This is a genomic window from Pinisolibacter sp. (assembly GCF_036782435.1).
Taxonomy (GTDB): Bacteria; Pseudomonadota; Alphaproteobacteria; order Rhizobiales; family Ancalomicrobiaceae; genus CALBKH01.
The window spans coordinates 14,872-38,141 of record NZ_DAIPZB010000027.1 but is presented as its reverse complement, the minus strand read 5'-3'; the positions used below and the strand labels follow the sequence as shown (position 1 = coordinate 38,141).

Genomic DNA, 23,270 nt, shown 5'->3' with positions numbered 1-23,270 from the left:
CCCCCACCGCCACGCCGATGCCGACGCTGGCGAGTTGCGACTGGCTCCGGGCGCCGTCGCTCGCTCGCCTCTTCGCGGCGATCGAACGCGACGGCGACACCTGTTGGGTGGTCGGCGGTGCGGTGCGCAACGCTCTCCTCGGCCTGCGGGTCGCGGATGTCGACGTCGCCACCACGGCGCTGCCCGAGAAGGTGATGGCGCGGGCGGCGGCGGCGGGGTTGAAGCCGGTTCCGACCGGGATCGATCACGGCACGGTGACCGTGGTGGTCGACGGCCACCCCTACGAGGTGACGACGCTCCGCGAGGACGTCGAGACCCACGGCCGCCATGCGACGGTCGCCTTCGGCCGCGACTGGGCGGCGGATGCGCATCGGCGCGACTTCACCATGAACGCCCTCTACGCCTCGCTCGACGGCGTTGTGCACGACTTCGTCGGCGGCGTCGCCGACTGCATGGCGCGGCGGGTGCGTTTCATCGGCGATCCGGCGGCGCGCATCGCCGAGGACTATCTGCGCATCCTGCGCTTCTTCCGCTTCCATGCGGCCTACGGGCGCGGCGGGCTCGACCCCGGCGGGTTGCACGCGGCGATCGTGGCGCGGGCCGGCCTCGACGGGCTGTCGGCGGAGCGATCGGGTCAGGAGATGCTGAAGCTGGTCGTGGCGGTGGGGGCGCCGGCGACGATCACGCAGATGAGCGATTGCGGCATCCTGCAGCGGGTGACGGGGCGGGCGGCGAACCTCGCCGCCTTCGTGCGCCTGCACGCGACGTCCGCGGCGACCGGCCGACCGATGCGCGACGCCGCCGACGCGCCGCTGTTCCTGGCGGCGCTCTCGGCCTGGACGGAGGGCGATGCGGTCGGGCTCGGGGCCCGGCTAAGGCTCTCCAACCGGGCGACCGAACGGATGGCGGCGGCGGTCGCATGGTCGCGGCGGATCGATCCGGGGCTCGACGAGCGGGCGGTGCGCCGGCTTCTCCACGCGGTCGGGGCGGAGACCTTCGGCGACGCGCTGCTCCTCGCCCATGTGCGCGGGCGGGTCGGCCGGGCGGTGGTCGCGCCGCATCTCGACCTGCCGGAACGCTGGCCGGTGCCGCGTCTGCCGATCGGCGGACGCGATCTGGTGCGCCTCGGTGTGACCGGTGGCCCGATGGTCGGCAGGCTCCTGGCGGCCGCCGAAACGGCGTGGGTGTCGAGCGATTTTTCGCTGCCGCGCGAGGCTCTTCTCGCTCTGATCGCCGAGAAGATCGCCGATCGGAACGACTAAAAGACAGATACATAGAATTCTAAGGGTCGGGGCAGCCCCCCCTTAAATTCCATGGAGTACCCCGAGGGAAGCAAGATCGGGGTAACGCGCCATGGGGCCGCAGACCGTCACCATCGAGGATGTCGACCGAGCGCTCGCCGCTCGTTCGTTCCCGACGGCTTTCCCGTCGGCGCTCGAAGCTCGCTACGAGCAGGACCAGGGAGCGGCGCGCCGGAGCCGGCTGTCGCTCGCCGCCTTCTGGTTCGCCGTCTGTTACGGCCTCTTCCTCGGCATCGACGCGCGCCTCGTCGCCGACGTGTTCTTCGTCTCCGCCTTCGTCCATCTGGCGGTGATGGTGCCGCTCGGCTTCGGCGTGGCGCTGATCGCCGCCCATGGGACGACGCCGTGGGTGCGCGAGGGCTCGTCCGCGGCGCTGACGGTGGTCTCCGTCGCCACCATCCTGTGGGTCTATCTCGTCTCCGAAGCGCCGTCGGCGGCGCATTACCACTATTTCGCCGCTCTGCCGATCCTCTACGGCAACGTGGTTCAGCGTCCTCATTTCGCCTACGCCGCCGGCGCATCGGGCATCGCCCTGGCGCTCCATTGGTCGGCGATGGCGGCGGGTGGGCTGCCGGTGGAGGTGGCGATCGCCGCGGCGATCGAATTCCTGGCGGTGGTGCTGGTGACGCTGGTCGCGGTGTTCCTGATCGAACGCGAACTGCGGCGGGCCTACCTGCGCCACCTGCGCGGCGAGATCACCGCCGATCGGCTCAACCATTCCAACAACGAACTGCGCCAACTGTCGAACCTCGACACGCTGACCGGCATCGCCAATCGGCGCTGGCTCGAGGCGCATCTCGCCGAGATGGCCGACCGGTCGCTCCACGCCGGCGTACCGCTGGCGGTGATGATGGTCGACGTCGATCACTTCAAGGGCTTCAACGACCACTACGGCCATCCGGAGGGCGATCGCTGCCTGAAGATGGTGGCGGCGGTGGCGCGCGATCAGGTGCGTCGCAAGGACGATCTCATCGGCCGCTTCGGGGGCGAAGAGTTCCTGGTCATCCTGCCCGGCACCGACCTGCTCGACGCCACCAAGGTCGCCGAGCGCATGCGCCACGCCATCGCCGCGATGAACCTGCCGCATGCCCGCAGCGACGTCGCCGAAACGGTCACCGTATCGATCGGCGTCTCGGCGGGGCGCGTCAGCGACGGCGTCAGCACCGACGAACTGGTCCGCGCCGCCGACAACGCGCTCTATGAGGCCAAGCGTCTCGGCCGCAACCGAATCCACGCCTCCACACCCGGTTACACCGTGGTCGAGGTGGAGCAGGAGCGGATGCCACGGCGCCGGCGCATCTCACTGGCGGCGCGGGAAGCGGCCGAGTGAGCCGGCCGTCTCACACACCCCGGCGCCTCAAGGCCACTTCACCACCGGCGGCATGGACGAGAGGATCGAGGCGACGTTGCCGCCGGTTCTCAATCCGAAGATGGTGCCGCGATCGTAGAGCAGGTTGAACTCGACGTAGCGGCCGCGGCGGACGAGCTGTTCGTCGCGATCGGCGTCGGTCCACGGCGTCGCGCCGTTGCGGCGGACGAGATCGGGATAGATGCCGAGGAAAGCCTCGCCGACGGCGCGGGTGAAGGCGAAGTCGGCGGCGACGTCGCCCGAGTCCAGCCGGTCGTAGAAGATGCCGCCGATGCCGCGCGGCTCGTCGCGGTGTTTCAGGTGGAAGTACTCGTCGCACCACGCCTTGTAGCGCGGGTAATCGGCGACGGCGTGTGCGCCACAGGCGGCCTCCATGGCTTCATGGAAGGCGACCGTGTCCGCATCCTCCTGGGTGCGTCGGCGATCGAGCACCGGCGTCAGGTCGGCGCCACCGCCGAACCAGCGCTTCGTCGTCACCACGTGGCGGGTGTTCATGTGGACCGCCGGTACGTTCGGATTCCACGGATGGGCGATGAGCGAGATGCCGGAGGCCCAGAAGCGCGGGTCCTCCGCTGCTCCGGGGATCTCCTTGCGGAATTCGGGGGCGAACTCGCCGTGAACGGTGGAGACGTGGACGCCGACCTTCTCGAACACCCGGCCGTGCATCATCCCCATCACCCCGCCGCCGCCGGGGCCGCCGCCGACGTCGGTACGCTGCCAGGGGGTGCGGACGAAACGGCCGGGCGCGGCGTCGATGCCGGGCGTGGCGATCTCGTCCTCGAGCGCCTCGAAGGCGGAGCAGATCCGGTCGCGCAGGATGGCGAACCAGGCGGCGGTGTCGGCCTTCAGCGTGGCGAGGTCGGTCTGGGTCACGGAGCGTCTCCGGCTGGGGGCGGGTCGAACGGCGGGAAGCCGTGGGTTCGGCGCAGCGCCTCGCCGAGCACCATGACGGCGGCGACCGCGACGTTGAGCGAGCGCATCCCCGGCCGCATCGGCACGACGAGGCGGGCATCGGCGCTCTCGTGGACCTCGTCGGGAACGCCGGCGGATTCACGGCCGACCATGATCACGTCGTGATCATCGAAGGCGAAATCGACGTAGGGCGTCGTGGCGCGGGTGGTCAAGAGCACCAGCCGACGACCACTCGCACGACGGGCCGCGTCGAAGGCGTTCCAACCGGTGTGGCGGGTCAGGACGGCGGCGTCGAGATAGTCCATGCCGGCGCGTCTGAGGTTGCGGTCGGTGACGGCGAAACCGGCGGGCTCGATCAGGTCGACGGCGAGGCCGAGACAGGCGGCGGCGCGCAGGAGCGTGCCGGTGTTCTGGGGGATGTCGGGTTGGTAGAGGGCGAGACGCAGGTCGGTCATGACTGGAACGTGGCGGTGATGTGGCGCAGAATCGGGGCGAGGGGTGGTCGATCTCGTTTCGAGTGTTGCGGCGGCGGGAACCGGGAACAGCGCCGATTCGCCGCAGTTCGTAGCGGCAACCGTGCCACAACTCGAATAAATTGCTCAGAATTGGGCAAAGGTGGCAGAGACGAGTGACATCCCGTCGCTGGACATCTCGGCGACCAGATGTCAAAACGGCGGCCGATCGGACACTGGGCGCTTTTCGGCTCCCGGTGGCCTGTTTCTCAGCGCAATTCCTTCCTGCGCACGCGTGGTCGATCCGGTGGCTCTTCGGGGGTGTTCGGACGCGACGCGAGAGTCGGAAGGCCAAGATCCGACGACATGCGAGAGGATCCGACCTTGGCTACCATGGACACCGCAGAACCGTCGCGCCGCGACTTCCTCTACATCGCCACGGGCGCCGTCGCCGCCGTGGGCGCCGCTTCGGCGGTGTGGCCGTTCATCGACCAGATGAACCCGGATGCCTCGGCGCTGGCGCTCGCTTCCACCGAGGTCGACGTCTCCGCCGTCGCGCCGGGCCAGATCATCACGGTGAAGTGGCGCGGTAAGCCGGTGTTCATCCGCAATCGCACGCCGGAGGAGATGAAGGCGCTCGCGGCGATGGACGTGAAGGGCCTCAAGGACCCGCAGTCCGACGCCGATCGCGTCAAGAAGGGCCACGAGAACCTGCTCGTCGTCGTCGGCGTGTGCACCCACCTCGGCTGTGTGCCGCTCGGCAACGCCGGCGATCACCACGGCTGGTTCTGCCCCTGCCACGGTTCGCACTACGACGCCTCGGGCCGCATCCACGCCGGTCCCGCGCCTCTCAACCTGCCCGTCCCGCCCTACGAGTTCATCTCGGACAAGGTCGTGAAGATCGGCTGACCCCAGCGCCTCAGGAGAGCAAGACATGAGCGGTCATTCGACCTACACGCCGTCCAATGGCTTCACGCGCTGGATCGACGAACGCCTGCCGATCATCCGGCTGAGCTACGACAGCTTCGTCGCCTATCCGACGCCGCGGAACCTCAACTACTGGTGGACGTTCGGCGGCATCCTGTCGATGATGCTGGCGGTGCAGCTGATCACCGGCATCGTCCTGGTGATGCACTACACGCCGAACACCGCGATGGCCTTCACCTCCGTCGAGCACATCATGCGCGACGTGAACTGGGGTTGGCTCCTGCGCTACATGCACGCCAACGGCGCGTCGATGTTCTTCATCGCCGTCTACATCCACATCCTGCGCGGCATGTATTACGGCTCCTACAAGGCTCCGCGCGAGATCCTGTGGATCCTCGGCGTCGTCATCTTCCTGCTGATGATGGCCACCGCCTTCATGGGCTACGTGCTGCCGTGGGGCCAGATGTCGTTCTGGGGCGCCACCGTCATCACCAACCTGTTCTCGGCCATTCCGGTGATCGGCGATCCGATCGTCATCTGGCTGTGGGGCGGTTTCTCGGTCGACAACCCGACGCTCAACCGCTTCTTCTCGCTGCACTACCTGCTGCCGTTCGTCATCGCCGCCGTCGTCGTCCTGCACGTCTGGGCGCTGCATGTCGTCGGTCAGAACAACCCGGCGGGCGTCGAGGTGAAGTCCGAGCAGGACACCGTCGCCTTCACCCCCTACGCGACGCTGAAGGACGCCTTCGGCATGGCGGTGTTCCTGGTGTTCTTCGCTTGGTTCCTGTTCTACACGCCGAACTACATGGGTCATCCGGACAACTACATCCCGGCCAACCCGATGGTGACGCCGGCGCACATCGTTCCCGAATGGTACTTCCTGCCGTTCTACGCGATCCTGCGCTCGGTGCCGGACAAGCTCGGCGGCGTCATCGCCATGTTCGGCTCCATCGCCGTGCTGTTCGTCCTGCCCTGGCTCGACACCTCGAAGGTGAAGTCCGGTCGTTATCGTCCGCTCTTCAAGCAGTTCTTCTGGCTGCTGGTGATCGCCGGTCTCGGCCTCGGCTATCTCGGCTCGCAGCCGGCGGAAGGTGGCTACGTCATCGCGTCGCGCATCCTGACCGCCTGGTACTTCTTCCACTTCCTGGTGATCCTGCCGGTCCTCGGCCTCATCGAGAAGCCGAAGCCGGTGCCGGAGTCGATCACGGCCGACGTCCTCGCCAAGAACGCGGCCCACTGAACCGAAGAGATCGGGAGACACGAAAAATGACCATGATCCTTTCCGGTTCGAAGATCGCGCGGGCCTTCGGCGCCCTCGCTCTGACGGCGGGGCTCGCCCTCGGCGGCCAGTCGGCGCAGGCGGCGGAGACGGCGCACGGCCCCAAGGTGGAGATGCAGTCCTGGAGCTTCGCCGGCCCGTTCGGCCGCTTCGACAAGGGCCAGCTGCAGCGCGGATACAAGGTGTACAAGGAGGTCTGCGCCGCCTGTCACTCGATGAACCTCCTCGCCTACCGCAATCTCGCGGACGCGGGCGGCCCCGGCTTCACCATGGACCAGGCCAAGGCGCTCGCCGCCGAGATCAAGGTGAAGGACGGCCCGAACGACGCGGGTGAGATGTTCGAGCGCAACGGCCGGACCTCCGATCGCTTCCCGGCGCCGTTCGCCAACGACGAGGCGGCGCGTGCCGCCTTCGGCGGCGCCCTGCCGCCGGACCTGTCGCTGATCGGCAAGAACCGCGCCGCCCACCGCGGCGGCCTGTCGTTCATGGCCGATCCCTTCACGCTCTACGCGGAAGCCGGCCCGGACTACGTCTTCAATCTGATGACCGGCTACGTCGATGCGCCCGCCGGCACCACCTGCGACGGCGCGCTGCAGTACAACCAGTCCTTCATTTCGGGCTCGTGCATCGCCATGCCGAACCCGCTGAGCGAGGGCATGGTGACCTACGACGACGGCACCAAGGGCACCGTCGAGCAGTATGCTCGCGACGTCTCGGCCTTCCTGATGTGGGCGGCCGAGCCGAAGCTCGAGGCGCGCAAGTCCACCGGCCTCAAGGTCATCCTGTTCCTGGTGGTGCTGGCCGGTCTGCTCTATCTGTCGAAGCGCAAGATCTGGTCGAACGTCGCCCACTGAGGCGGCTCCGATCGAGGTGAACACGAGGGCTCCCGGGCGACCGGGGGCCCTCGACTTCTTCGTGGGCGCGCTGGTGACGACACGGATTGCATCGCGGCGCGAAATGCCGACACTGCGGCGGACGATATGCGACGGGGGACGCCATGACGGCATCGGTGATCGGGGTGATCGGCGGATCGGGGCTCTACGATCTGCCGGGGGTGACGAATGCGCGTTGGGTGACGGTCGACAGCCCCTGGGGGACGCCGTCGGATCAGCTGTTGATCGGCGAGATCGCGGGCAAGAAGCTGGTCTTCCTGCCGCGCCACGGCCGTGGACACCGCATCCCGCCCTCCGACATCGACTATCGCGCCAACATCGACGCGATGAAGCGCGCCGGCGTCACCGACATCGTCTCGGTGTCGGCGGTCGGCTCCTATCGAGAGGAACTGGCGCCCGGCACCTTCGTGTTGATCGACCAGTTCGTCGATCGCACCACCCGACGCGCCTCGTCGTTCTTCGGACCGGGCTGCGTCGGCCACGTCGCCTTCGGCCATCCGACCAGCCCCGGCATCATGGACCGGCTGGAAGCGGCGGCGCTGGCCGAGGACATCCCGCATCGCCGTGGCGGCACCTATGTGTGCATGGAGGGGCCGCAGTTCTCCACCGAGGCCGAGAGCCGCTGGTACAAGTCGGCCGGCTTCGACGTCATCGGCATGACCAACATGCCGGAGGCCAAGCTCGCCCGGGAGGCGGAGATCCCCTACGCCACCGTCGCCATGGTCACCGACTACGATTGCTGGCACCCGGATCACGACCACGTCGACGTCCTCAGTGTGATCAAGGTGGCGCATGCCAACGCCGACAAGGCGCGCCGGCTCGTCGCCCGCTTCGCCACCGACTTCCCCGAAGAGCATCCGGCCTGTCCGATCGGTTCGGACAGGGCGCTGGAGCACGCCATCATGACGGCGCGCGAGGCGCGCGACCCGGCTTTGTTGGGCAAGCTCGACGCCGTGGCCGGCCGCGTGCTGAAGGCACGCTCATGAACAAGCTCGTGCTGAAGGCACGCTCATGAACAAGCTCGTGCTGAAGGCACGCCCATGAACAAATACGTGCTGAAGGCACGCTCATGAACACATTCGTGTCGAAGGCCCATTCATGACCGACATCACCATGGACGTGGTGGCGCGGGTGCGCGGCGGTCGTGTCGAGAACACCGACGACCATTGGGGTGACGTCGAGGCCGACGTCGTGCTCGCCGCCGACCTGCCGGAGACCGCCTTCGCCGGGCTCGACCAATTCTCCCATGCGGTGATCGTCTTCCACTTCGACATGATCGATCCGGAGACGATCGTGACGGGCGCGCGGCGGCCGCGCGGGCGGGCGGACTGGCCGGAGGTCGGCATCTTCGCTCAGCGCGGCAGCCCGCGGCCGAACCGCATCGGCGTGACCACGGTGGAGATCGTTTCGCTCGAGGGGCGTCACCTCAAGGTGCGCGGGCTCGACGCCATCGACGGCACGCCGGTCATCGACATCAAGCCGATGATGCGCGGTTTCGAGCCGCGCGGAGAGATAAGCGAGCCCGATTGGGCCGTCGAGATCATGAAGGACTACTGGTGATGAACCTCAGAGATTCGATCCGCACCATTCCGGACTATCCCAAGCCCGGCATCATGTTCCGCGACATCACCACGCTGCTCGGCAATCCGCGGGCCTTCCGCCGCGCCGTCGACGAACTGGTGCAGCCGTGGGCGGGCCTCAAGATCGAGAAGATCGCGGGCATCGAGGCGCGCGGCTTCATTCTCGGCGGGGCGGTGGCGCATCAGCTCTCCGGCGGCTTCGTGCCGATCCGCAAGAAGGGCAAGCTGCCGCACGAGACGGTGTCGATCGCCTACAGCCTCGAATACGGCGTCGACGAGATGGAGGTGCATCGCGACGCGGTGCTCGCCGGCGAGAAGGTCATCCTGGTCGACGATCTGATCGCCACCGGCGGCACCGCCTGCGCCGCTGCGCAGCTCCTCAGGAACCTCGGTGCCGAAGTGGTCTCGGCCTGTTTCATCGTCGACCTGCCGGAACTCGGCGGCCGCGCCAAGCTCGAAGCGATGGGCGTGCCGGTCCGCGTGCTGGTCGAGTTCGAGGGGCATTGAGACGGCGCTCGACCTCGACCTCACACCACCTCGTCGGGCACCAGCCGGCACCAGCCGTCGCCGTCGGTCTCCACCTGCAGGGTGACGTGGCCGATGCCGAAACGGCTGCGTAGGCCGTCGGCGGCGGCCTCGAGGAAGGCGTCGCCGGGGTGGCCTTCGGGCATCACCAGATGGGCGGTGAGCGCGGCGGAGGTGGTCGACAGGCCCCAGACGTGGAGGTCGTGCAGGTTCGATACCCCCGGCAGAGCCGCGAGATGGGCTCGCACCGCCGCCGGATCGATGCCGGCGGGGACGGCGGCGACCGAAAGCGCCGAGCTCTCGGTGAGCAGCCCCCAGGTCGACCAGACGATGAGCGCGGCGACGACCAGCGAGACGACGGGATCGATCCAGGCGAGGCCGGTCGCCAGCACGCCGAGGCCGGCGATCACGACGCCGGCGGAGATCGCCGCGTCGGTCAGCATGTGCAGGTAGACGCCACGGATGTTGAGATCGTCGCCGTGGCCGCGGTGGAAGAGCATCGCCGTGGCGCCGTTGATGGCGATGCCGATGCCGGCGACCACCACCATGGTGAGGCCGGCGACCGGCTCGGGGGCGAAGAGGCGCTGCACCGCTTCCAGCGCGATGGCGCCGACGGCGACCAGCAGGAAGACGGCGTTGAACAGCGCCGCGAGGATCGAGGTGCCGGCGAGGCCATAGGTGAAGCGCGGGCTCGGCGGACGCGCCGAGGCGCGCGCCGCCACCCAGGCGACGATCAGCGCCAGCACGTCGGAGAGATTGTGACCGGCGTCGGCGAGGAGCGCCATCGAGTTGCCCCAGAGGCCGAAGGCGGCTTCGACGATCACGAAGCCGGTGTTGAGCACGATGCCGACGAGGAAGGCGCGGCCGAAGTCGGCCGGCGCATGGGAATGACCGTGATGGGCGTGGGAATGCCCGTGATCGTGGCCGTGCCCGTGGTCGTGATCGTGATGGGCGTGGCCGCGGCCGGGGGCGGCGTCATCGTGGTGGTGATCGTGTGCCGCGTGGTCGTGTACCGCGTGGTCGTGGTGGTGGTCGCCGCTCATCCGGTCCTCGTCGTCTCTCGGGCGCGGGAGAATGGCCCGAGACGGAGGCGGATACTATTACAGTCGAACGGGCGCGCGCCGCCGGACGCCGCGCCGAAGCGGCGGACGCCGGGGCGCCTCTCGCTCACGCTTCGGGCGTCCACATCACGTCGGAGAGGCGCGGGGCGCCGAGCGCCAGCATCACCAGCCGATCGAAGCCGAGGGCGATGCCGCTGGTCGGCGGCATCAGCCGCAAGGCGGCGAGGAAGTCCTCGTCGATCGGGTAGCGCTCGCCGTAGATGCGTTCCTTGGCGTCCATCTCGATACTGAAACGGCGGCGCTGTTCGGCCGGGTCGGTGAGTTCGCCGAAGGCGTTGGCGAGTTCGACGCCGCAGGCCCACAGTTCGAAGCGTTCGGCGACGCGGGGATCGTGGGCGCAGGGCCGCGCCAGGGCGGCCTCGCGCGAAGGATACTCGCAGAGGATCACGGCGCGGCCGTCGCCGAGCACAGGCTCGATCTTCTCGGCGAGGATGCGGGAGAAGACGTCGGACCAGCCGTCGTCGTCGGCGACGTGGATGCCGCGCGCCGTCGCGGCGGCGGCGAGGGCGTCGTGGTCCGGTTCGGCGGTCGGATCGGCGGGCAGGGTGGCGAGGAGGTCGATGCCGGCGTGGGCGGTGAAGGCGTCGGCGACGGTGAGGCGCTCGGGCGGCACGAAGGGATCGCAGCTGCGGGCGCGGTGGGTGAATTGCGTGGCGCCGACCGTCTCGGCGGTGCGGGCGAGGAGAGTGGCGCAATCCGCCATCAGCACCTCGTAGGGCGCGCCGACGCGGTACCATTCGAGCATGGTGAACTCGGTGGCGTGGGTCGGGCCGCCCTCGCGGTTTCGCCAGACGCGGGCGAAATCGTAGATCTTCGTCTCGCCGGCGGCCACCAGCTTCTTCATGGCGAATTCGGGCGAGGTGTGGAGCCAGCGCCGGCGCCGCTCGCCGTCGTCGCCGGTGACCCAGACGCCGAGGGCGTGGAGATGGGTCTCGTTGCCGGGGGAGACCTGCAGGCAGGTGGCCTCGACCTCGGTGAATCCGTCGTCTTCGAACCAGCGGCGGATCGCCGATTTCACCCGATTGCGGGCGAGAAGGAGCGGGCGTCGGTCGGCGTGGGAGGCCGGATCCCACCAGGGCGTGGCGGTTTTCATGACTTTTCGCTTTCCTTATGACGCCAGAAGTGAGAGAGGAGACCCGACCACGCGCGACCCTCGGGGCCGGCGCGACCCATTTCCATTGCCGTGAGAGGTCCGGGATCCATGAGAGTCAATGCGCAGAATCTCCGCAAGGGCAACGTCGTCGAAATGGACGGCAAGCTCTATGTCGTTCTCTCGGCCGAAAGCTTCCATCCCGGCAAGGGCACTCCCACCACGCAGGTGGACATGCGCCGCATCTCCGACGGCGTGAAGGTGTCGGAGCGCTGGAAGACCACCGAGCAGGTCGAGCGCGCCATGCTCGACGAGCGCGCCTACGCCTATCTCTACAACGACGACGAAGGCTTCCATTTCATGAACAAGGAGACCTACGATCAGATCGTGGTTTCCAAAGACGTCGTGGGCGACATGGCCGCTTATCTCGTCGAAGACATGGAGTGCCAGGTTGCGGTCTACCAGGACGTTCCGGTGTCGATCGAACTGCCGGCGCGCGTCACGCTGGAGATCGTCGACACCGAGCCGGTGACCAAGGGCCAGACCGCCTCGTCGTCCTACAAGCCGGCGATGCTGTCGAACGGCGTCAAGACCGCCGTCCCGCCGCATGTCGGCATCGGCACCCGCGTGGTGGTGATGACCGCCGACGGCTCCTACGTCGAGCGCGCGAAGGACTGACGACCGGTTCCGCGCAGCGGAACGACAAGCCCCGGTGGGGCTCGGCGAGGTCGGCAGTGCCGAGGCCTACGGCCGAGGCGGGGTGGGATCGGTCCCGGCCCGAGGGCCGGGACGAAACTCCGGCAGAGCGTTTCGAACGACGAAGGCCCGACCGTCTCACGGTCGGGCAGGGCGGTTCCGCGCAGCGGAACGACGAGCCCCGGTGGGGCTCGGCGAGGTCGGCGGTGCCGAGGCCCACGGCCGAGGCGGGGTGGGAGTGGTCCCGGCACTCGGGCCGGGACGAAACTCCGGCAGAGCGTTTCGAACGGCGAAGGCCCGACCGTCTCACGGTCGGGCAGGGCGGTTCCGCGCAGCGGGACGACGAGCCCCGGTGGGGCTCGGCGAGGTCGGCGGTGCCGAGGCCCACGGCCGAGGCGGGAAGGGTCTCGGTCGACGGCGCGAAAACGAAGAAGCCCGCCGGTGGGGCGGGCTTCCGAGACGCCGAGGCCCGCCGAACGGGCCGGCCTGGTATCGCTCAGGCGTTGAACTTGAAGAGCATGATGTCGCCGTCCTGGACGACGTATTCCTTGCCTTCGTCGCGCGCCTTGCCGGCCTCCTTGGCCGCCGCTTCACCGCCGAGCCCGACATAGTCGTCGTAGGCGATGGTCTGGGCACGGATGAAGCCACGCTCGAAGTCGGAGTGGATGACGCCGGCCGCGCCCGGGGCCTTGGTGCCCTTGACGATGGTCCAGGCGCGCGCCTCCTTCGGGCCGACGGTGAAGTAGGTGATGAGGCCGAGGAGCTCGTAGCCGGCGCGGATCAGCCGGTCGAGGCCGGGCTCGTGCAGGCCCATGCCCTCCAGGAACTCCATCTCCTCCTCGTCGGAGAGCTGGGCGACCTCCGCCTCGATCGCCGCCGAGATGACGACCGACTTGGCGCCTTGCGCCTTCGCCATCGCCTCGACGCGCGCCGAATGGGCGTTGCCGGAAGCGGCCGAGGCCTCCTCGACGTTGCAGACGTAGAGCACCGGCTTCGAGGTCAGCAGCATCAGCCCGTCGAACAGCAGCCGGTCCTCGTGGGAGACCTCCATCATCCGCACCGGCTTGCCGTTCTGGAGGAGCTCCAGCGCCTGCTCCATGATCGGCAGGACGTGCTTGGACTCGCGATCGCCGCCGGCCGCCTTCTTGCGGGTGGCGACGACGCGGCGCTCCAGGCTGTCGAGGTCGGCGAGCATCAGTTCGGTCTCGACCGTCTCGGCGTCGGCCACCGGATCGACGCGGCCCTCGACGTGGGTGACGTCGCCGTCCTCGAAGCAGCGCAGCACGTGGACGACGGCGTCGACCTCGCGGATGTTGGCGAGGAACTGGTTGCCGAGGCCTTCACCCTTGGAGGCGCCGCGCACCAGACCGGCGATGTCGACGAAGGTGATGCGGGTCGGCACGATCTGCGCCGACTTGCCGATCGCCGCGATCTTCTGGAGGCGCGGGTCGGGCACGCCCACCTCGCCGGTGTTCGGCTCGATGGTGCAGAAGGGGTAGTTGGCCGCCTGGGCGGCGGCGGTGCGGGTCAGGGCGTTGAAGAGCGTCGACTTGCCGACGTTGGGCAGGCCGACGATGCCGCATTTGAAACCCATGGAATCCTCGATCTTTCAAGGCGAAGCCCCCGCGCGGGATCTCCGCCGGGGGCGTCGGCAACGTCTCACGAAACGCCGATCAGCGACGGCGGAACTGTCCGCCACCCGGACGCGGCGGCGGCGGCGCGCCATCCGGACGGGCTTCGCGATGACGGAAGACGAGACGGCCCTTCTCGAGGTCGTACGGCGACATCTCGACGGTGACGCGGTCGCCCGCGAGCGTCTTGATGCGGTTCTTCTTCATCTTGCCCGCGGTGTAGGCGATGATCTCGTGACCGTTCTCGAGGCGGACGCGGAAACGCGCATCCGGCAGAATCTCGAGCACCAGCCCCTCGAATTGGATGAGTTCTTCCTTGGCCATTCGACGAATCCGTTTCGCGACTTCCGTGCGGTTGCAGGCCATATAGCCGAAATGCGACGAGCCGGAAACCGGGAAGACCCCGAGAATCCGGCTCGTGATCGTGTTTTCTCGGCTCAGACGGCGGCGAGGTTGGCAGCCGCCGACTTGCCCGAGCGGCGGTCCATTTCGATCTCGAAGGAGACCTTCTGGCCTTCCGTCAGGGTGCGCATGCCGGAGCGCTCGACGGCGGAGATGTGGACGAACACGTCCTTGGAGCCGTCCTCCGGCTGAATGAAACCGTAACCCTTGGTTTCGTTGAAGAACTTGACGGTTCCGACGGGCATGTGGATTTCCTTTTCGTAGCTCGTGCGTCGTCGAACGAACGCGGAGGGCGGTCGCTCGGGTCGGTCGAATTTGGTGAGATCTGTCGAGCTGGCCCGAAAACTGTGTCCGGGCGAAAGAGCCCGGGGTCCGGCCAAGTCCGATGTCGTCAAGATAGAGATCGAAGGCCGCCGTGACAAGACGAAGCGGTGCGAAGTTCGCTCGAAACGAGGCGGTTTCAGCGCTTCTTCTGCGCCAGGAGCCGTCTCAGCGTCTCGGCCATGGCATTTTTCGCGGTCTCGGTCGGGCCGATCGGCGCGGCCGGAGCCGCGGCGCGCGGCTTTTCGGGCTTCGCTTCGGTCTGCGGCTTGGCCCCCGAGACGAGGTTCATGAAGCCGACGTCGTCGCGCTCGATCAGTTTCGGCGCTGCTTCGGCGAGATCGTCGAGGAGGGGGATCAGCCAATCGCGGTCGACCTTGGCGAAGTTGCCGAGCACCCATCCGGTGACGCGTTCCTTCACGCCGGGATGGCCGATGCCCATCCGCACGCGGCGGAAGTCGGGGCCGAGATGGGCCTGGATCGAGCGCAGGCCATTGTGGCCGGCGTGGCCGCCGCCGATCTTGACCTTGAGGCGACCGGGGTCGAGGTCGAGTTCGTCGTGGAAGACGACGAAATCCTTCGGCTCGATCTTGTAGAAGGCGGCGCAGGCGGCGACCGAGCGGCCGCTGTCGTTCATGTAGGTCATCGGCTTCAGCGCAACGACCTTCTCGCCGGCGATGGTGCCTTCCGAGACCTCACCGTGGAACTTCCCCCGCCAGGGCGAAAAGGAATGGCGGCGGACGATCACGTCCACCGCCATGAATCCGATGTTGTGCCGATTGAGGGCGTATTCCGGACCGGGATTGCCGAGCCCCACGAAGAGCAGCATCGACGCCTCCGGTCAGGAAACCGCTCAGGCCGTGGCCGGCGCGGCGGCCTCGGCCGTCTCGGTGAAGCCGACCGGCGCGGTGATCGAGAGAACGGTGTAGTTCTTCTCGTGGATCACCGGCTTGACGCCTTCCGGTAGCTCGACGTCCTCGATGTGGACCGAGCCACCGATGTTGAGGGCCGAGACGTCGACGTCGATCGACTCCGGGATGGAGTCGGCGCGACACTGGCACTCGACCTCGTGGTGGACGATCGACAGCGCGCCACCGCGCTTCAGACCGACCGACTTCTCCTGGTTGACCGCATGCACCGGCACGAAGACGGTGACGACGGTCTCGTCGGAGATGCGCAGGAAGTCGACGTGGGTCAGCGTGTCCTTGACCGGGTGCATGTGGTAATCCTTGGGGATCACCCGGATCTTCTCACCGCCGACGACGACGGTGGCGACGGTGGTCAGGAAGCCGCCGGCGCGCAGACGCTTGTCCGCCTCCTTGAAGGAGAGGGCGATCGCCAGGGGGGGCTTCTTGTCGCCGTAGATGACGGCGGGCACGCTGGACTCACGACGCAGCTCACGAGCGGCCCCCTTGCCGACCCGTTCACGCACCGTGGCCTCGATCTCGTAGGACTGACGGCTCATGGGTGTACCTCATAGGTGAATTCGAATGAAAAGGGCCGGATCTCCGGCCCTCGCTCGACCGCCGCGGCATCATCCGATGCGACGAAGGCCGTCCCTCACGTTGCCTCCAGGGGTGTCGGCGTGTGGGAACGGGCGGGTCTCTAGCACCGAGGGGGACGAAGCGCAAGGATTTCGGCCGGCCACGGCGGAATTCTGCGCCGCGTGTGCGGGGAGACGCCGCTCGGTGCTTGCGCATGTTCCTGTTATGTTCGATAGTGGTCGCGAGCCCACAGCCGGCGAGGACCCGCACCGTGACCGATCGCACCATCACCTTCTTCCATGCGCCCGATACGCGATCGAGCTGCACGCTCCATCTGCTCGAGGAGTTGGGCGTTCCTTACGACCTCCATCCGCTGTCGCTGGAGCGGGAGGATCACAAGTCGCCGGACTATCTGGCGCTGAACCCGATGGGCAAGGTGCCGGCGATCCGCCACGGCGAGACGGTGGTCACCGAACTCGGCGCCGTCACCCTCTATCTCGGCGATCTCTTTCCCGAGACCGGCCTGACCCCGCCGCCGGGCGATCCGCTGCGCGGGTCCTTGCTGCGCTGGCTGTTCTTCTACGGCAACTGCGTCGAGCCGGCGGTGTTGCAGAAGGCGATGAAGTGGCCCGATCCGCCCAAGAGCATGGCCGGCTACGGGTCGTTCGACGACGTCATGGCGGCGATCGTCGCCCGGCTCGAGGAGGGACCGTGGTTCCTCGGCGAGCGTTTCACGGTCGCAGACGGGTTGTGGGGGCCGGCGCTCGGTTGGCTCACCCGCTTCGGCATGGCGCCCGACGCCGCCGTCGTCGCCGACTACGTCGCCCGCATAGAAGCCCGTCCGGCCACGGCGCGCGCCCGGGCGATCGACGCCGAACTGGCGGCGAAGTTCGCGGCGGGTTGAGAGGCGCGTCCGAACGCGGGGTGTCAGCCGGCGAGTTCGCGTGACCGCTTCGCCGCGGCGGCGACCGCTTCGGTCATCAGCTTCGTCAGCCCGTCTTCGCCCATCAGCACGGCGAGTGCGGCGGCGGTGGTGCCGCCCGGCGAGGTGACGTTCTTCCTCAGCGTCTCGGGCTCGTCGGGCGAGCGCCACAGGAGTTCGCCGGCGCCCTCGACCGTGGCGCGGGCGAGACGGGCGGCGAGCGCCGGTTCGAGGCCGGCGGCCGCGCCCGCCGCGGCGAGCGCCTCGACCATGTGGAAGACGTAGGCCGGGCCCGAGCCCGACACCGCGGTGGCGACGTCGATCAGGTCCTCGCTGTCGACCCATTCGAGCCGGCCGAGGGTGGCGAGCAGCACCGAGACGAGGTCGCGATCGGGCGCCGGCACGGCGGCGACGGCGTGAGCCGCGGTGATGCCGCGGCCGACCTGCGACGGCGTATTGGGGATGGTGCGGACGATTCGGTGCGCGCCGAGGCCGCGCTCGAAGGCGGCGACGGTCTTGCCGGCCACCACCGAGACGACCACGGTTTCGGCACCGACCAGCGAGGCGAGCGGCGGCAGCACCGCGTCGAGCACCTGCGGCTTGACCGCCACCACCATGATCCGCGCCACGAGGCCGGTCGGGGCGGCGCTCTCCAGGCGGATGCCGCGCGCCGCGGCGAGCGCTTTCAGTTCGTCGGAGGCGTGCGGCTCGATCACCACCACGCCGTCGGCGGGCAGGCCGCGGTCGAGCCAGCCGGTGAGCATGGCGCCACCCATCTTGCCGGCGCCGATCAGCACCAGCGGCGTCGCGTCGCGAAGATCGATGGTCATGCCCGTCCCACCGTTTCGAACATCGCGCCCTCCAGCGCCTCCTGAGCCGACTTGCCGGCCCAGACGACGAACTGGAAGGCCTGATAGTAGCGGTCGCAGGACTCGATCGCGGCGGTCAGCATGGCGTCGACCTGCCGCGCCGAGGGCTCCGCCCCGCCGGCCAGAAGATGGGCGTGACGATACATCACCACGCCCTCGCCCGACCACAGATCGAAATGGCCGAGCCACATCTGTTCGTTGACGAGGGTGAGCAGCCGCATCACTTCGGCGCGGCGGGCGTCGGTGACCTTGAGGTCGAAGGCACAGGCCAGGTGCAGCGCCTCGACGTCCACCATCCAGGAGAAGGAGACGTGGTAGTCGCACCAGCGTCCCTTGATCGAAACGGTGATCTCGTCGTCGCCGGAGCGCTCGAACACCCAGTCCTCGAGCGCGGCGACGTGTTCGATCACGTCGACGGGATTGGAGTGACGTTCGGCTTCCAATTCGATCAGGCTCATCGAGCGGGTCCTCGCGTGTGAGGGAGACCGGACACGGGGATACGCGGTGCGCGGAGCCCGTCGCGATCCGGCCGCATCGGGCCGAACGAGCGCAACCTGCTCCGCACGAGATCCGGACCGGACGACCCGACGGGATCGGGACGAAGACCGTTCCGGGGAACCATCGAACCGCAACGACGAACGAAGAACGCCGGATCGAGGGGGAACGCGAAGGAGTTTCAATCGGGGCGATACTCGCTCCCGGGGACGCGAATCTCTCTTGCCCCAGTATAGGAAGCGAGAGATCCGACGCGACCGTGCAATGGTGGGCAAGTCACGAAAAATGTGGACGAATCACTTCGCGGTCGAGGCGTCGCCGGCCTCCGCGGCCAGCCGCTCGGCGAGTTTTTCGATGTCGTTCGTCGAGAAGACTTCGACGCCGGCGGCTCTCAGCGCCGCGGCGGTGACGCCTTCGCCGGCCCGGCGTCGGCCGGAGAACGACCCGTCGGCGACGAGGTCGACGCCGCAGGAGGGGCTTCCCTCGGTCAGAAGCGCGAAGCGACAGCGGCGCACCCGGGCGGTCGCCGTGGCGATGCGGGCGCCTTCGCGAAAGGCCGGGCCGTGATCGTGGCCCTCGGCATCGACGATCCGGCCCTTCCCGGCGAGCACCGCGGCGGCGTCGGCCCCGGTCTCGATCTCGGCGGCGGGCCGCGGCACGGCGAGGCCGCCGGCGGTTTCCGGGCAGAGCGGGACGAGCCGTCCCTCGGCGGCCCATTCGGCGATCAGCGGATGATGCAGGGTCTTGGCGCCGCCGTCCCAGCGGACCGGCCAGCCGACGAGGCAGGCGGAGACGAGGATGCGGTCCATGCGGGCTCAGCCGACGGCGGGACCGGAGGGATCGCCGGCGATCAGCGTCTCGCCGAGAGCGCTCTTGCCGCCTTCGAGGCGGGCGAGGCGCTCCTCGAGCGCGGCGATGCGCGCGGCGAGGCGTTCGTTCTCTTCGCGCGCTTTGGCGGCCATGTCGCGCAGCACTTCGAAGTCTTCGCGCTTGACCAGGTCCATGTCGGCGACGAAGCCCTCGGCACGGGACTTGAAGGCGGTCTCGACTTCCTTGGCGACGCCCTGGGCCATGCCGGCGGCGTCGGTGACGAGCTTGGCGATGTCGTCGAGGAAGCGGTTGGACGTCTGGGTCATGGCATCGTTCCCGTCTCGAGGGACCGGGCGGCGGGCCGCCCCTCTCGATGGTGGTTATGGGGTGTGGCGCCGCCGCCCGCAAGGGGCAGGGCGCCGCCCCATCCTCGCCGCGATCGGGTGGTCGTGTTCGCGCGCCCGTCACGGTGCTCCGCTTGACGGGTGAAGCCGCGCCCCCCACTGTCGCCGGACATTCGTCCGCAGCGTCGTTCCATCGCCGAGATCTCGTCTCCCATGCCGCTCTTCGCTCTGCCGTTCCCGGCGATCGATCCGATCGCGATCCAGTTCGGCCCCCTCGCCATCCGCTGGTACGCGCTCGCCTACATCGCCGGTATCCTGATCGGCTGGTGGTATCTGCGCCGCCTCGTCGACAGCCCGCGGCTGTGGGGGGCGGTCGATCGGCCGACGGCGGCGGAACTCGACGACTTCGTGCTGTGGGCGACGCTGGGCATCGTGCTCGGCGGGCGCATCGGCTACGTGCTCTTCTACAATCTCGGCCACTACCTCGAGCATCCGACCGAGATCGTCCAATTGTGGAAGGGCGGCATGGCCTTCCACGGCGGCCTCCTCGGCTCGATCGTGGTGATGCTGATCTTCGCGCGCCGGCGCGACTTCTCGTTCCTGACGCTCTTCGATCTCTTCGCCGCGGCGGCGCCGATCGGCCTGTTCTTCGGGCGGTTGGCGAATTTCATCAACGGCGAGCTGTGGGGGCGCACCACCGACGTCGCCTGGGGCATGGTCTTTCCCTTCGCCGGGCCGGACCCGCGCCATCCGAGCCAGCTCTACGAGGCGGCGTTGGAAGGCGTCGTGCTCTTCGCCGTCGTCGCCCACCTCGTCCATCGCTCCGAGATCTTCAAGAAGCCGGGGGCGCTCGCTGGTGTCTTCGCCATGGGCTATGGCCTCGCCCGCTTCGTCGTCGAGTTCTTCCGCGAACCGGACGTCCAGGTCGGTTACCTCGCGGGCGGCATCACCATGGGGCAGATCCTGTCGCTGCCGATGATCGCCGCCGGCCTCGCCCTCTTCGTCTGGGCGAGCGCAAGGGCCCGGCGCAGCACCGCCCACACCGGCGACGGGAGCCGCGCCCCATGAGCCCGACGCCGCTCGAGCACCGCATTCGGGCGCTCGTCCGGCTGAACGGGCCGTTGCCGGTCTTCGACTATATGGCGCTGTGCCTCGGCGATCCCGAGCACGGCTACTACATGGCGCGCGAACCCTTCGGGCAGGCGGGCGATTTCGTCACCGCGCCGGAGGTCTCGCAGATGTTCGGCGAGATGATCGGCGCCTTCGTGGTGGAGACCTGGGAGCGGCTCGGCCGGCCGGCGCCGTTCAATCTCGTCGAATTCGGTCCCGGCCGGGGCACACTGATGGCGGATCTCCTGCGGGTCGCCCGGCGGGTTCCGGCCTTCCTCGCCGCGGCGCGGCTGCATCTGGTCGAGACGAGCCCGCGTCTGCGGGCCAAGCAGGCGGCGACGCTGGCGAACCAGTCGCTGAAACCGACGTGGCACGACCGGCTCGACACCCTGCCGGACGGTCCGCTGCTGGTGGTCGCCAACGAATTCTTCGACGCCCTGCCGATCCGCCAGTTCGAATTGCGCGACGGCCGCTGGCACGAGCGCGTCGTCGGCCTCGACGAGACCGGAGGGCTCGCCTTCGGTCTCGGCCCGACGACGCTGCCGACCGATGCCGTGTCGCCGCGTGCCGGGCGACCGGAAGAGGGTTCGATCGTCGAGATCTCGCCGGTCGGCGTCGAGATCATGACGGCGCTGGCGAAGCGGGTCGTCGCCGAGCGTGGCCTCGTCGTCGCCGTCGACTACGGCTATGCCGGCCCCGCCTTCGGCGACACGTTCCAGGCGATCCGCGCCCACACCTACGTCGATCCGCTCGGCCGGCCGGGCGAGGCGGACCTGACGGCCCACGTCGACTTCACCGCCCTCGCCGCCGCCGCGACCCGTGCCGGCGCCGCGGCGCACGGACCGATCGAGCAGGGCGACTTCCTGCTGGCCCTGGGGCTCGCCGAACGGGCGGGCCGTCTCGGCGCCGACAAGGACGAGGCGGCGCGCGCCGAGATCGTCTCGCAGGTCTCCCGCCTCGTCGGGCCGGAGGAGATGGGCTCGCTCTTCAAGGTTCTCGCCGTCACCCCGCCGGGCGTCGTGCCCCCCGGCTTTCCTCTCGCTTCGGGACCCGCCGCGCCGTGATCCGCTCCAATGCTCTTTCCGCCCTTCCCGGCATCGCCCACGGCTTCTTCACCCGCGACGGCGGCGTATCGGAGGGGCTCTATGCCAGCCTCAACGTCGGCCTCGGCTCGTCCGATCTGCGCGATGCGGTGATCGAGAATCGCGCCCGCGTCGCCCGTGCCCTCGGGGTCGAGGATCACGCGCTGGCCATGCCCTATCAGGTGCATTCGCCCGACGTGGTGGTGGTCGAGGAGCCGTGGCCGCACGGCGAGGGGCCGCATGCCGACGCGGTGGTCACGGCGCGCCCCGGCCTCGCCGTCGGGGTGGCGACGGCCGACTGCGGCCCGATCCTCTTCGCCGACGCCGGCGGCCGGGCGGTCGGCGCGGCGCATGCCGGCTGGAAGGGGGCGATCGGCGGGGTGATCGAGGCGACGATCGCCGCCATGGAAGGGTTGGGAGCGGTGCGCTCCGACATCGTCGCGGTGCTCGGGCCGACGATTTCGTCCGAGGCCTACGAGGTCGGACCGGAATTCGTCGCGCGTTTCGTCGGCGAGGATGCGGACCACGCCCGCTTCTTCCGCCCGTCGCCGCGGCCGGGCCACGCCATGTTCGATCTGCCGGCCTTCATCGTCATGCGGCTGGAGCGCGCCGGCGTCGGCCGGGCGGAGAACCTGGCCTTGTGCACCTACGGCGACGAAGACCGCTTCTTCTCCTATCGCCGCACCACGCATCGCGCCGAACCCGACTACGGCCGGCTCGTTTCGGCGATCGCGCTCGCCGCGACACGGTGAGGTGGGACGCGGCGACGTCTCGACCGCCGCCCCGTTCTCGGCTAGACACGAGACACCCGTGACGCACACGCAGGGCCGCGCCTCCATGTCCCGATCCGACGTTTCCCTCGGCCGCCGGTCGTTCCTGATGCGAGCAGGCGTCGCCGCGCTCGCCGTCGGGTTCCTTTCCGCCTGTGTGGAAGAGAGCGGGCTCGGAGGTTCGGGATCGTTGATCTCGGGCCGCACCCGGGTGCCGCCGCTCGCTTCCGCGCCGCCGGTCGGCCACGTCTCGGTGCAGATGCTGCCCTACACCGGCGTTCCGGTGACCACCGCGGACGGGATCTATCATCGCTTCCGCGATCGGGCGAAAGCGATGGGCATCGAGATCGTGCATCGTCTCGACGAGCCGGCGACCTACCGCGTCCAGGGACATTTCGTCGCTCTCGGCCACGAGACGGCGACGACGGTGATCTACACCTACGAGATCTTCGACGCGTCGGGGAAGCGGGTGCATCGCATCGTCGGCCAGGAGCTCGCCAAGAACAGCGACGGCGATCCCTGGGGGCGGGTGGACACCGACGTCCAGGAACGTCTGGCGGTCAGTGCGGCGCGCGCCATCAAGGCGTGGTTGACCCGCGCCGCGACGTGAATCGGGGCTCACGCCATCCGGTCCGGATCGCGTGAGCGCCACGGTCCGACCGGCCGACGCCCGTTCGGGCTCGCCTTCGCCCATGAAGTTCCGGACAGGGCGGAACTTCATGCGGTCGGAATCGAGATCGCGGCGGTTCCGCCGGCGATGCCGCGGGTGCGAGATCGTCGGTTTACGGAATTGAACGGGCTTGATAAAAGGCCCGCCATCCGCGGCGCCCACCGGTGGCGCCGATCGCCTTTTCCGGTCTCCGGCCGACGCCCGGAGCCGGTCCC

General features: G+C 68.8%; 27 protein-coding genes. 14 read left to right on the top strand and 13 right to left on the bottom strand.

All coding sequences use genetic code 11. The features are described from left to right. The first annotated feature begins 17 nt into the window (after positions 1 to 17). Together V7Q42_RS12955 and V7Q42_RS12950 are read left to right on the top strand one after the other, a co-directional pair. Positions 18 to 1,262 carry a CCA tRNA nucleotidyltransferase gene (locus V7Q42_RS12955; protein ID WP_442958200.1) on the top strand — a complete coding sequence of 415 codons (1,245 nt, stop codon included), beginning with the start codon at positions 18 to 20 and terminating at the stop codon, positions 1,260 to 1,262. Between the two features lie 91 nt (positions 1,263 to 1,353). Next, on the top strand, positions 1,354 to 2,631 hold the full coding sequence (locus V7Q42_RS12950; protein WP_333824507.1) for a GGDEF domain-containing protein: 1,278 nt from the start codon (positions 1,354 to 1,356) through the stop codon (positions 2,629 to 2,631). Positions 2,632 to 2,658: 27 nt separating this feature from the next. On the opposite strand, the gene hemF is transcribed toward V7Q42_RS12950, so the two are convergent. Next, positions 2,659 to 3,543 (bottom strand): oxygen-dependent coproporphyrinogen oxidase, encoded by an 885-nt coding sequence (hemF, locus tag V7Q42_RS12945; RefSeq protein ID WP_333824506.1) that lies wholly within the window; start codon positions 3,541 to 3,543, stop codon positions 2,659 to 2,661. Then, positions 3,540 to 4,037 (bottom strand): tRNA (cytidine(34)-2'-O)-methyltransferase, encoded by a 498-nt coding sequence (locus tag V7Q42_RS12940; protein WP_333824504.1) that lies wholly within the window; start codon positions 4,035 to 4,037, stop codon positions 3,540 to 3,542. Before V7Q42_RS12940 ends, hemF begins: the two co-directional genes overlap by 4 nt. Positions 4,038 to 4,418: 381 nt before the next feature. Between V7Q42_RS12940 and petA the strand changes: the two genes are divergently transcribed. The 6 genes from petA (at position 4,419) to V7Q42_RS12910 (ending at position 9,220) form a co-directional block, all read left to right on the top strand. After that, the gene (gene petA, locus V7Q42_RS12935) at positions 4,419 to 4,943 is read left to right on the top strand and encodes a ubiquinol-cytochrome c reductase iron-sulfur subunit (protein ID WP_333824503.1); all 525 of its coding nucleotides are present in this window, start codon (positions 4,419 to 4,421) and stop codon (positions 4,941 to 4,943) included. Between the two features lie 25 nt (positions 4,944 to 4,968). Next, positions 4,969 to 6,201, top strand: a complete 1,233-nt coding sequence (locus V7Q42_RS12930; protein WP_333824502.1) for a cytochrome b — start codon at positions 4,969 to 4,971, stop codon at positions 6,199 to 6,201. Between the two features lie 26 nt (positions 6,202 to 6,227). Then, the gene (locus V7Q42_RS12925) at positions 6,228 to 7,094 is read left to right on the top strand and encodes a cytochrome c1 (RefSeq protein ID WP_333824500.1); all 867 of its coding nucleotides are present in this window, start codon (positions 6,228 to 6,230) and stop codon (positions 7,092 to 7,094) included. 143 nt (positions 7,095 to 7,237) lie between these two features. Beyond that, positions 7,238 to 8,119, top strand: a complete 882-nt coding sequence (locus tag V7Q42_RS12920; RefSeq protein ID WP_333824499.1) for an S-methyl-5'-thioadenosine phosphorylase — start codon at positions 7,238 to 7,240, stop codon at positions 8,117 to 8,119. Between the two features lie 112 nt (positions 8,120 to 8,231). After that, on the top strand, positions 8,232 to 8,693 hold the full coding sequence (locus V7Q42_RS12915) for an SAM-dependent methyltransferase (protein ID WP_333824498.1): 462 nt from the start codon (positions 8,232 to 8,234) through the stop codon (positions 8,691 to 8,693). Beyond that, the gene (locus tag V7Q42_RS12910; RefSeq protein ID WP_333824497.1) at positions 8,693 to 9,220 is read left to right on the top strand and encodes an adenine phosphoribosyltransferase; all 528 of its coding nucleotides are present in this window, start codon (positions 8,693 to 8,695) and stop codon (positions 9,218 to 9,220) included. Before V7Q42_RS12915 ends, V7Q42_RS12910 begins: the two co-directional genes overlap by 1 nt. 20 nt (positions 9,221 to 9,240) lie before the next feature. Here the strand turns inward: V7Q42_RS12910 and V7Q42_RS12905 are convergent, their stop codons facing one another. Further along, positions 9,241 to 10,281 (bottom strand): cation diffusion facilitator family transporter, encoded by a 1,041-nt coding sequence (locus V7Q42_RS12905; RefSeq protein ID WP_333824496.1) that lies wholly within the window; start codon positions 10,279 to 10,281, stop codon positions 9,241 to 9,243. Positions 10,282 to 10,405: 124 nt separating this feature from the next. Next, positions 10,406 to 11,452, bottom strand: a complete 1,047-nt coding sequence (epmA, locus tag V7Q42_RS12900) for an EF-P lysine aminoacylase EpmA (protein ID WP_333824495.1) — start codon at positions 11,450 to 11,452, stop codon at positions 10,406 to 10,408. 108 nt (positions 11,453 to 11,560) lie between these two features. Here epmA and efp point away from each other — a divergent pair, with 108 nt between their 5' ends. Next, positions 11,561 to 12,127 (top strand): elongation factor P, encoded by a 567-nt coding sequence (gene efp / locus V7Q42_RS12895; RefSeq protein ID WP_333824493.1) that lies wholly within the window; start codon positions 11,561 to 11,563, stop codon positions 12,125 to 12,127. A 514-nt stretch (positions 12,128 to 12,641) separates the two neighbouring features. Here efp and ychF read toward each other — a convergent pair. From ychF to V7Q42_RS12870, 5 genes are all read right to left on the bottom strand, one after another. Next, positions 12,642 to 13,739, bottom strand: coding sequence for a redox-regulated ATPase YchF (ychF, locus tag V7Q42_RS12890; protein WP_333824492.1), 1,098 nt, complete (start codon positions 13,737 to 13,739; stop codon positions 12,642 to 12,644). A 79-nt stretch (positions 13,740 to 13,818) separates the two neighbouring features. After that, on the bottom strand, positions 13,819 to 14,100 hold the full coding sequence (infA, locus tag V7Q42_RS12885; protein ID WP_333824491.1) for a translation initiation factor IF-1: 282 nt from the start codon (positions 14,098 to 14,100) through the stop codon (positions 13,819 to 13,821). 113 nt (positions 14,101 to 14,213) lie between these two features. Continuing rightward, complete coding sequence (locus V7Q42_RS12880) at positions 14,214 to 14,423, bottom strand: cold-shock protein (RefSeq protein WP_333824490.1); 210 nt, start codon at positions 14,421 to 14,423, stop codon at positions 14,214 to 14,216. Between the two features lie 215 nt (positions 14,424 to 14,638). Next, the gene (gene pth, locus V7Q42_RS12875; protein WP_333824489.1) at positions 14,639 to 15,328 is read right to left on the bottom strand and encodes an aminoacyl-tRNA hydrolase; all 690 of its coding nucleotides are present in this window, start codon (positions 15,326 to 15,328) and stop codon (positions 14,639 to 14,641) included. A gap of 24 nt (positions 15,329 to 15,352) precedes the next feature. Then, positions 15,353 to 15,964 (bottom strand): 50S ribosomal protein L25/general stress protein Ctc, encoded by a 612-nt coding sequence (locus V7Q42_RS12870; protein WP_333824488.1) that lies wholly within the window; start codon positions 15,962 to 15,964, stop codon positions 15,353 to 15,355. A gap of 290 nt (positions 15,965 to 16,254) precedes the next feature. Here V7Q42_RS12870 and V7Q42_RS12865 point away from each other — a divergent pair, with 290 nt between their 5' ends. Next, on the top strand, positions 16,255 to 16,887 hold the full coding sequence (locus V7Q42_RS12865; RefSeq protein WP_333824486.1) for a glutathione S-transferase family protein: 633 nt from the start codon (positions 16,255 to 16,257) through the stop codon (positions 16,885 to 16,887). A 23-nt stretch (positions 16,888 to 16,910) separates the two neighbouring features. Here V7Q42_RS12865 and proC read toward each other — a convergent pair whose 3' ends face one another. The 4 genes from proC to V7Q42_RS12845 form a co-directional block, all read right to left on the bottom strand. Then, positions 16,911 to 17,735, bottom strand: a complete 825-nt coding sequence (gene proC, locus V7Q42_RS12860; RefSeq protein ID WP_442958196.1) for a pyrroline-5-carboxylate reductase — start codon at positions 17,733 to 17,735, stop codon at positions 16,911 to 16,913. Further along, complete coding sequence (locus V7Q42_RS12855) at positions 17,732 to 18,232, bottom strand: YbjN domain-containing protein (protein ID WP_333824485.1); 501 nt, start codon at positions 18,230 to 18,232, stop codon at positions 17,732 to 17,734. The genes proC and V7Q42_RS12855 overlap by 4 nt, the downstream gene beginning before the upstream one ends. A gap of 333 nt (positions 18,233 to 18,565) precedes the next feature. After that, a complete protein-coding gene (locus tag V7Q42_RS12850) occupies positions 18,566 to 19,078 on the bottom strand; it encodes a DUF523 domain-containing protein (RefSeq protein WP_333824484.1) in 513 nt (170 codons plus the stop codon). Between the two features lie 6 nt (positions 19,079 to 19,084). Next, complete coding sequence (locus V7Q42_RS12845) at positions 19,085 to 19,405, bottom strand: accessory factor UbiK family protein (protein ID WP_333824483.1); 321 nt, start codon at positions 19,403 to 19,405, stop codon at positions 19,085 to 19,087. A 231-nt stretch (positions 19,406 to 19,636) separates the two neighbouring features. Between V7Q42_RS12845 and lgt the strand changes: the two genes are divergently transcribed. Genes lgt through V7Q42_RS12825 form a run of 4 tightly spaced genes read left to right on the top strand, consistent with a single transcriptional unit; the run spans position 19,637 to position 22,995 of the window. Continuing rightward, complete coding sequence (gene lgt / locus V7Q42_RS12840) at positions 19,637 to 20,491, top strand: prolipoprotein diacylglyceryl transferase (RefSeq protein ID WP_333824481.1); 855 nt, start codon at positions 19,637 to 19,639, stop codon at positions 20,489 to 20,491. Beyond that, positions 20,488 to 21,597: a class I SAM-dependent methyltransferase gene (locus tag V7Q42_RS12835; protein ID WP_333824480.1), complete on the top strand. Its 1,110-nt coding sequence runs from the start codon at positions 20,488 to 20,490 to the stop codon at positions 21,595 to 21,597. Before lgt ends, V7Q42_RS12835 begins: the two co-directional genes overlap by 4 nt. Then, a complete protein-coding gene (gene pgeF, locus V7Q42_RS12830; protein WP_333824478.1) occupies positions 21,594 to 22,367 on the top strand; it encodes a peptidoglycan editing factor PgeF in 774 nt (257 codons plus the stop codon). The genes V7Q42_RS12835 and pgeF overlap by 4 nt, the downstream gene beginning before the upstream one ends. A gap of 58 nt (positions 22,368 to 22,425) precedes the next feature. Then, entirely contained in the window at positions 22,426 to 22,995 is a 570-nt protein-coding gene (locus V7Q42_RS12825; RefSeq protein ID WP_333824477.1) for a hypothetical protein, read from the top strand. The last annotated feature ends 275 nt before the right edge of the window (positions 22,996 to 23,270 follow it).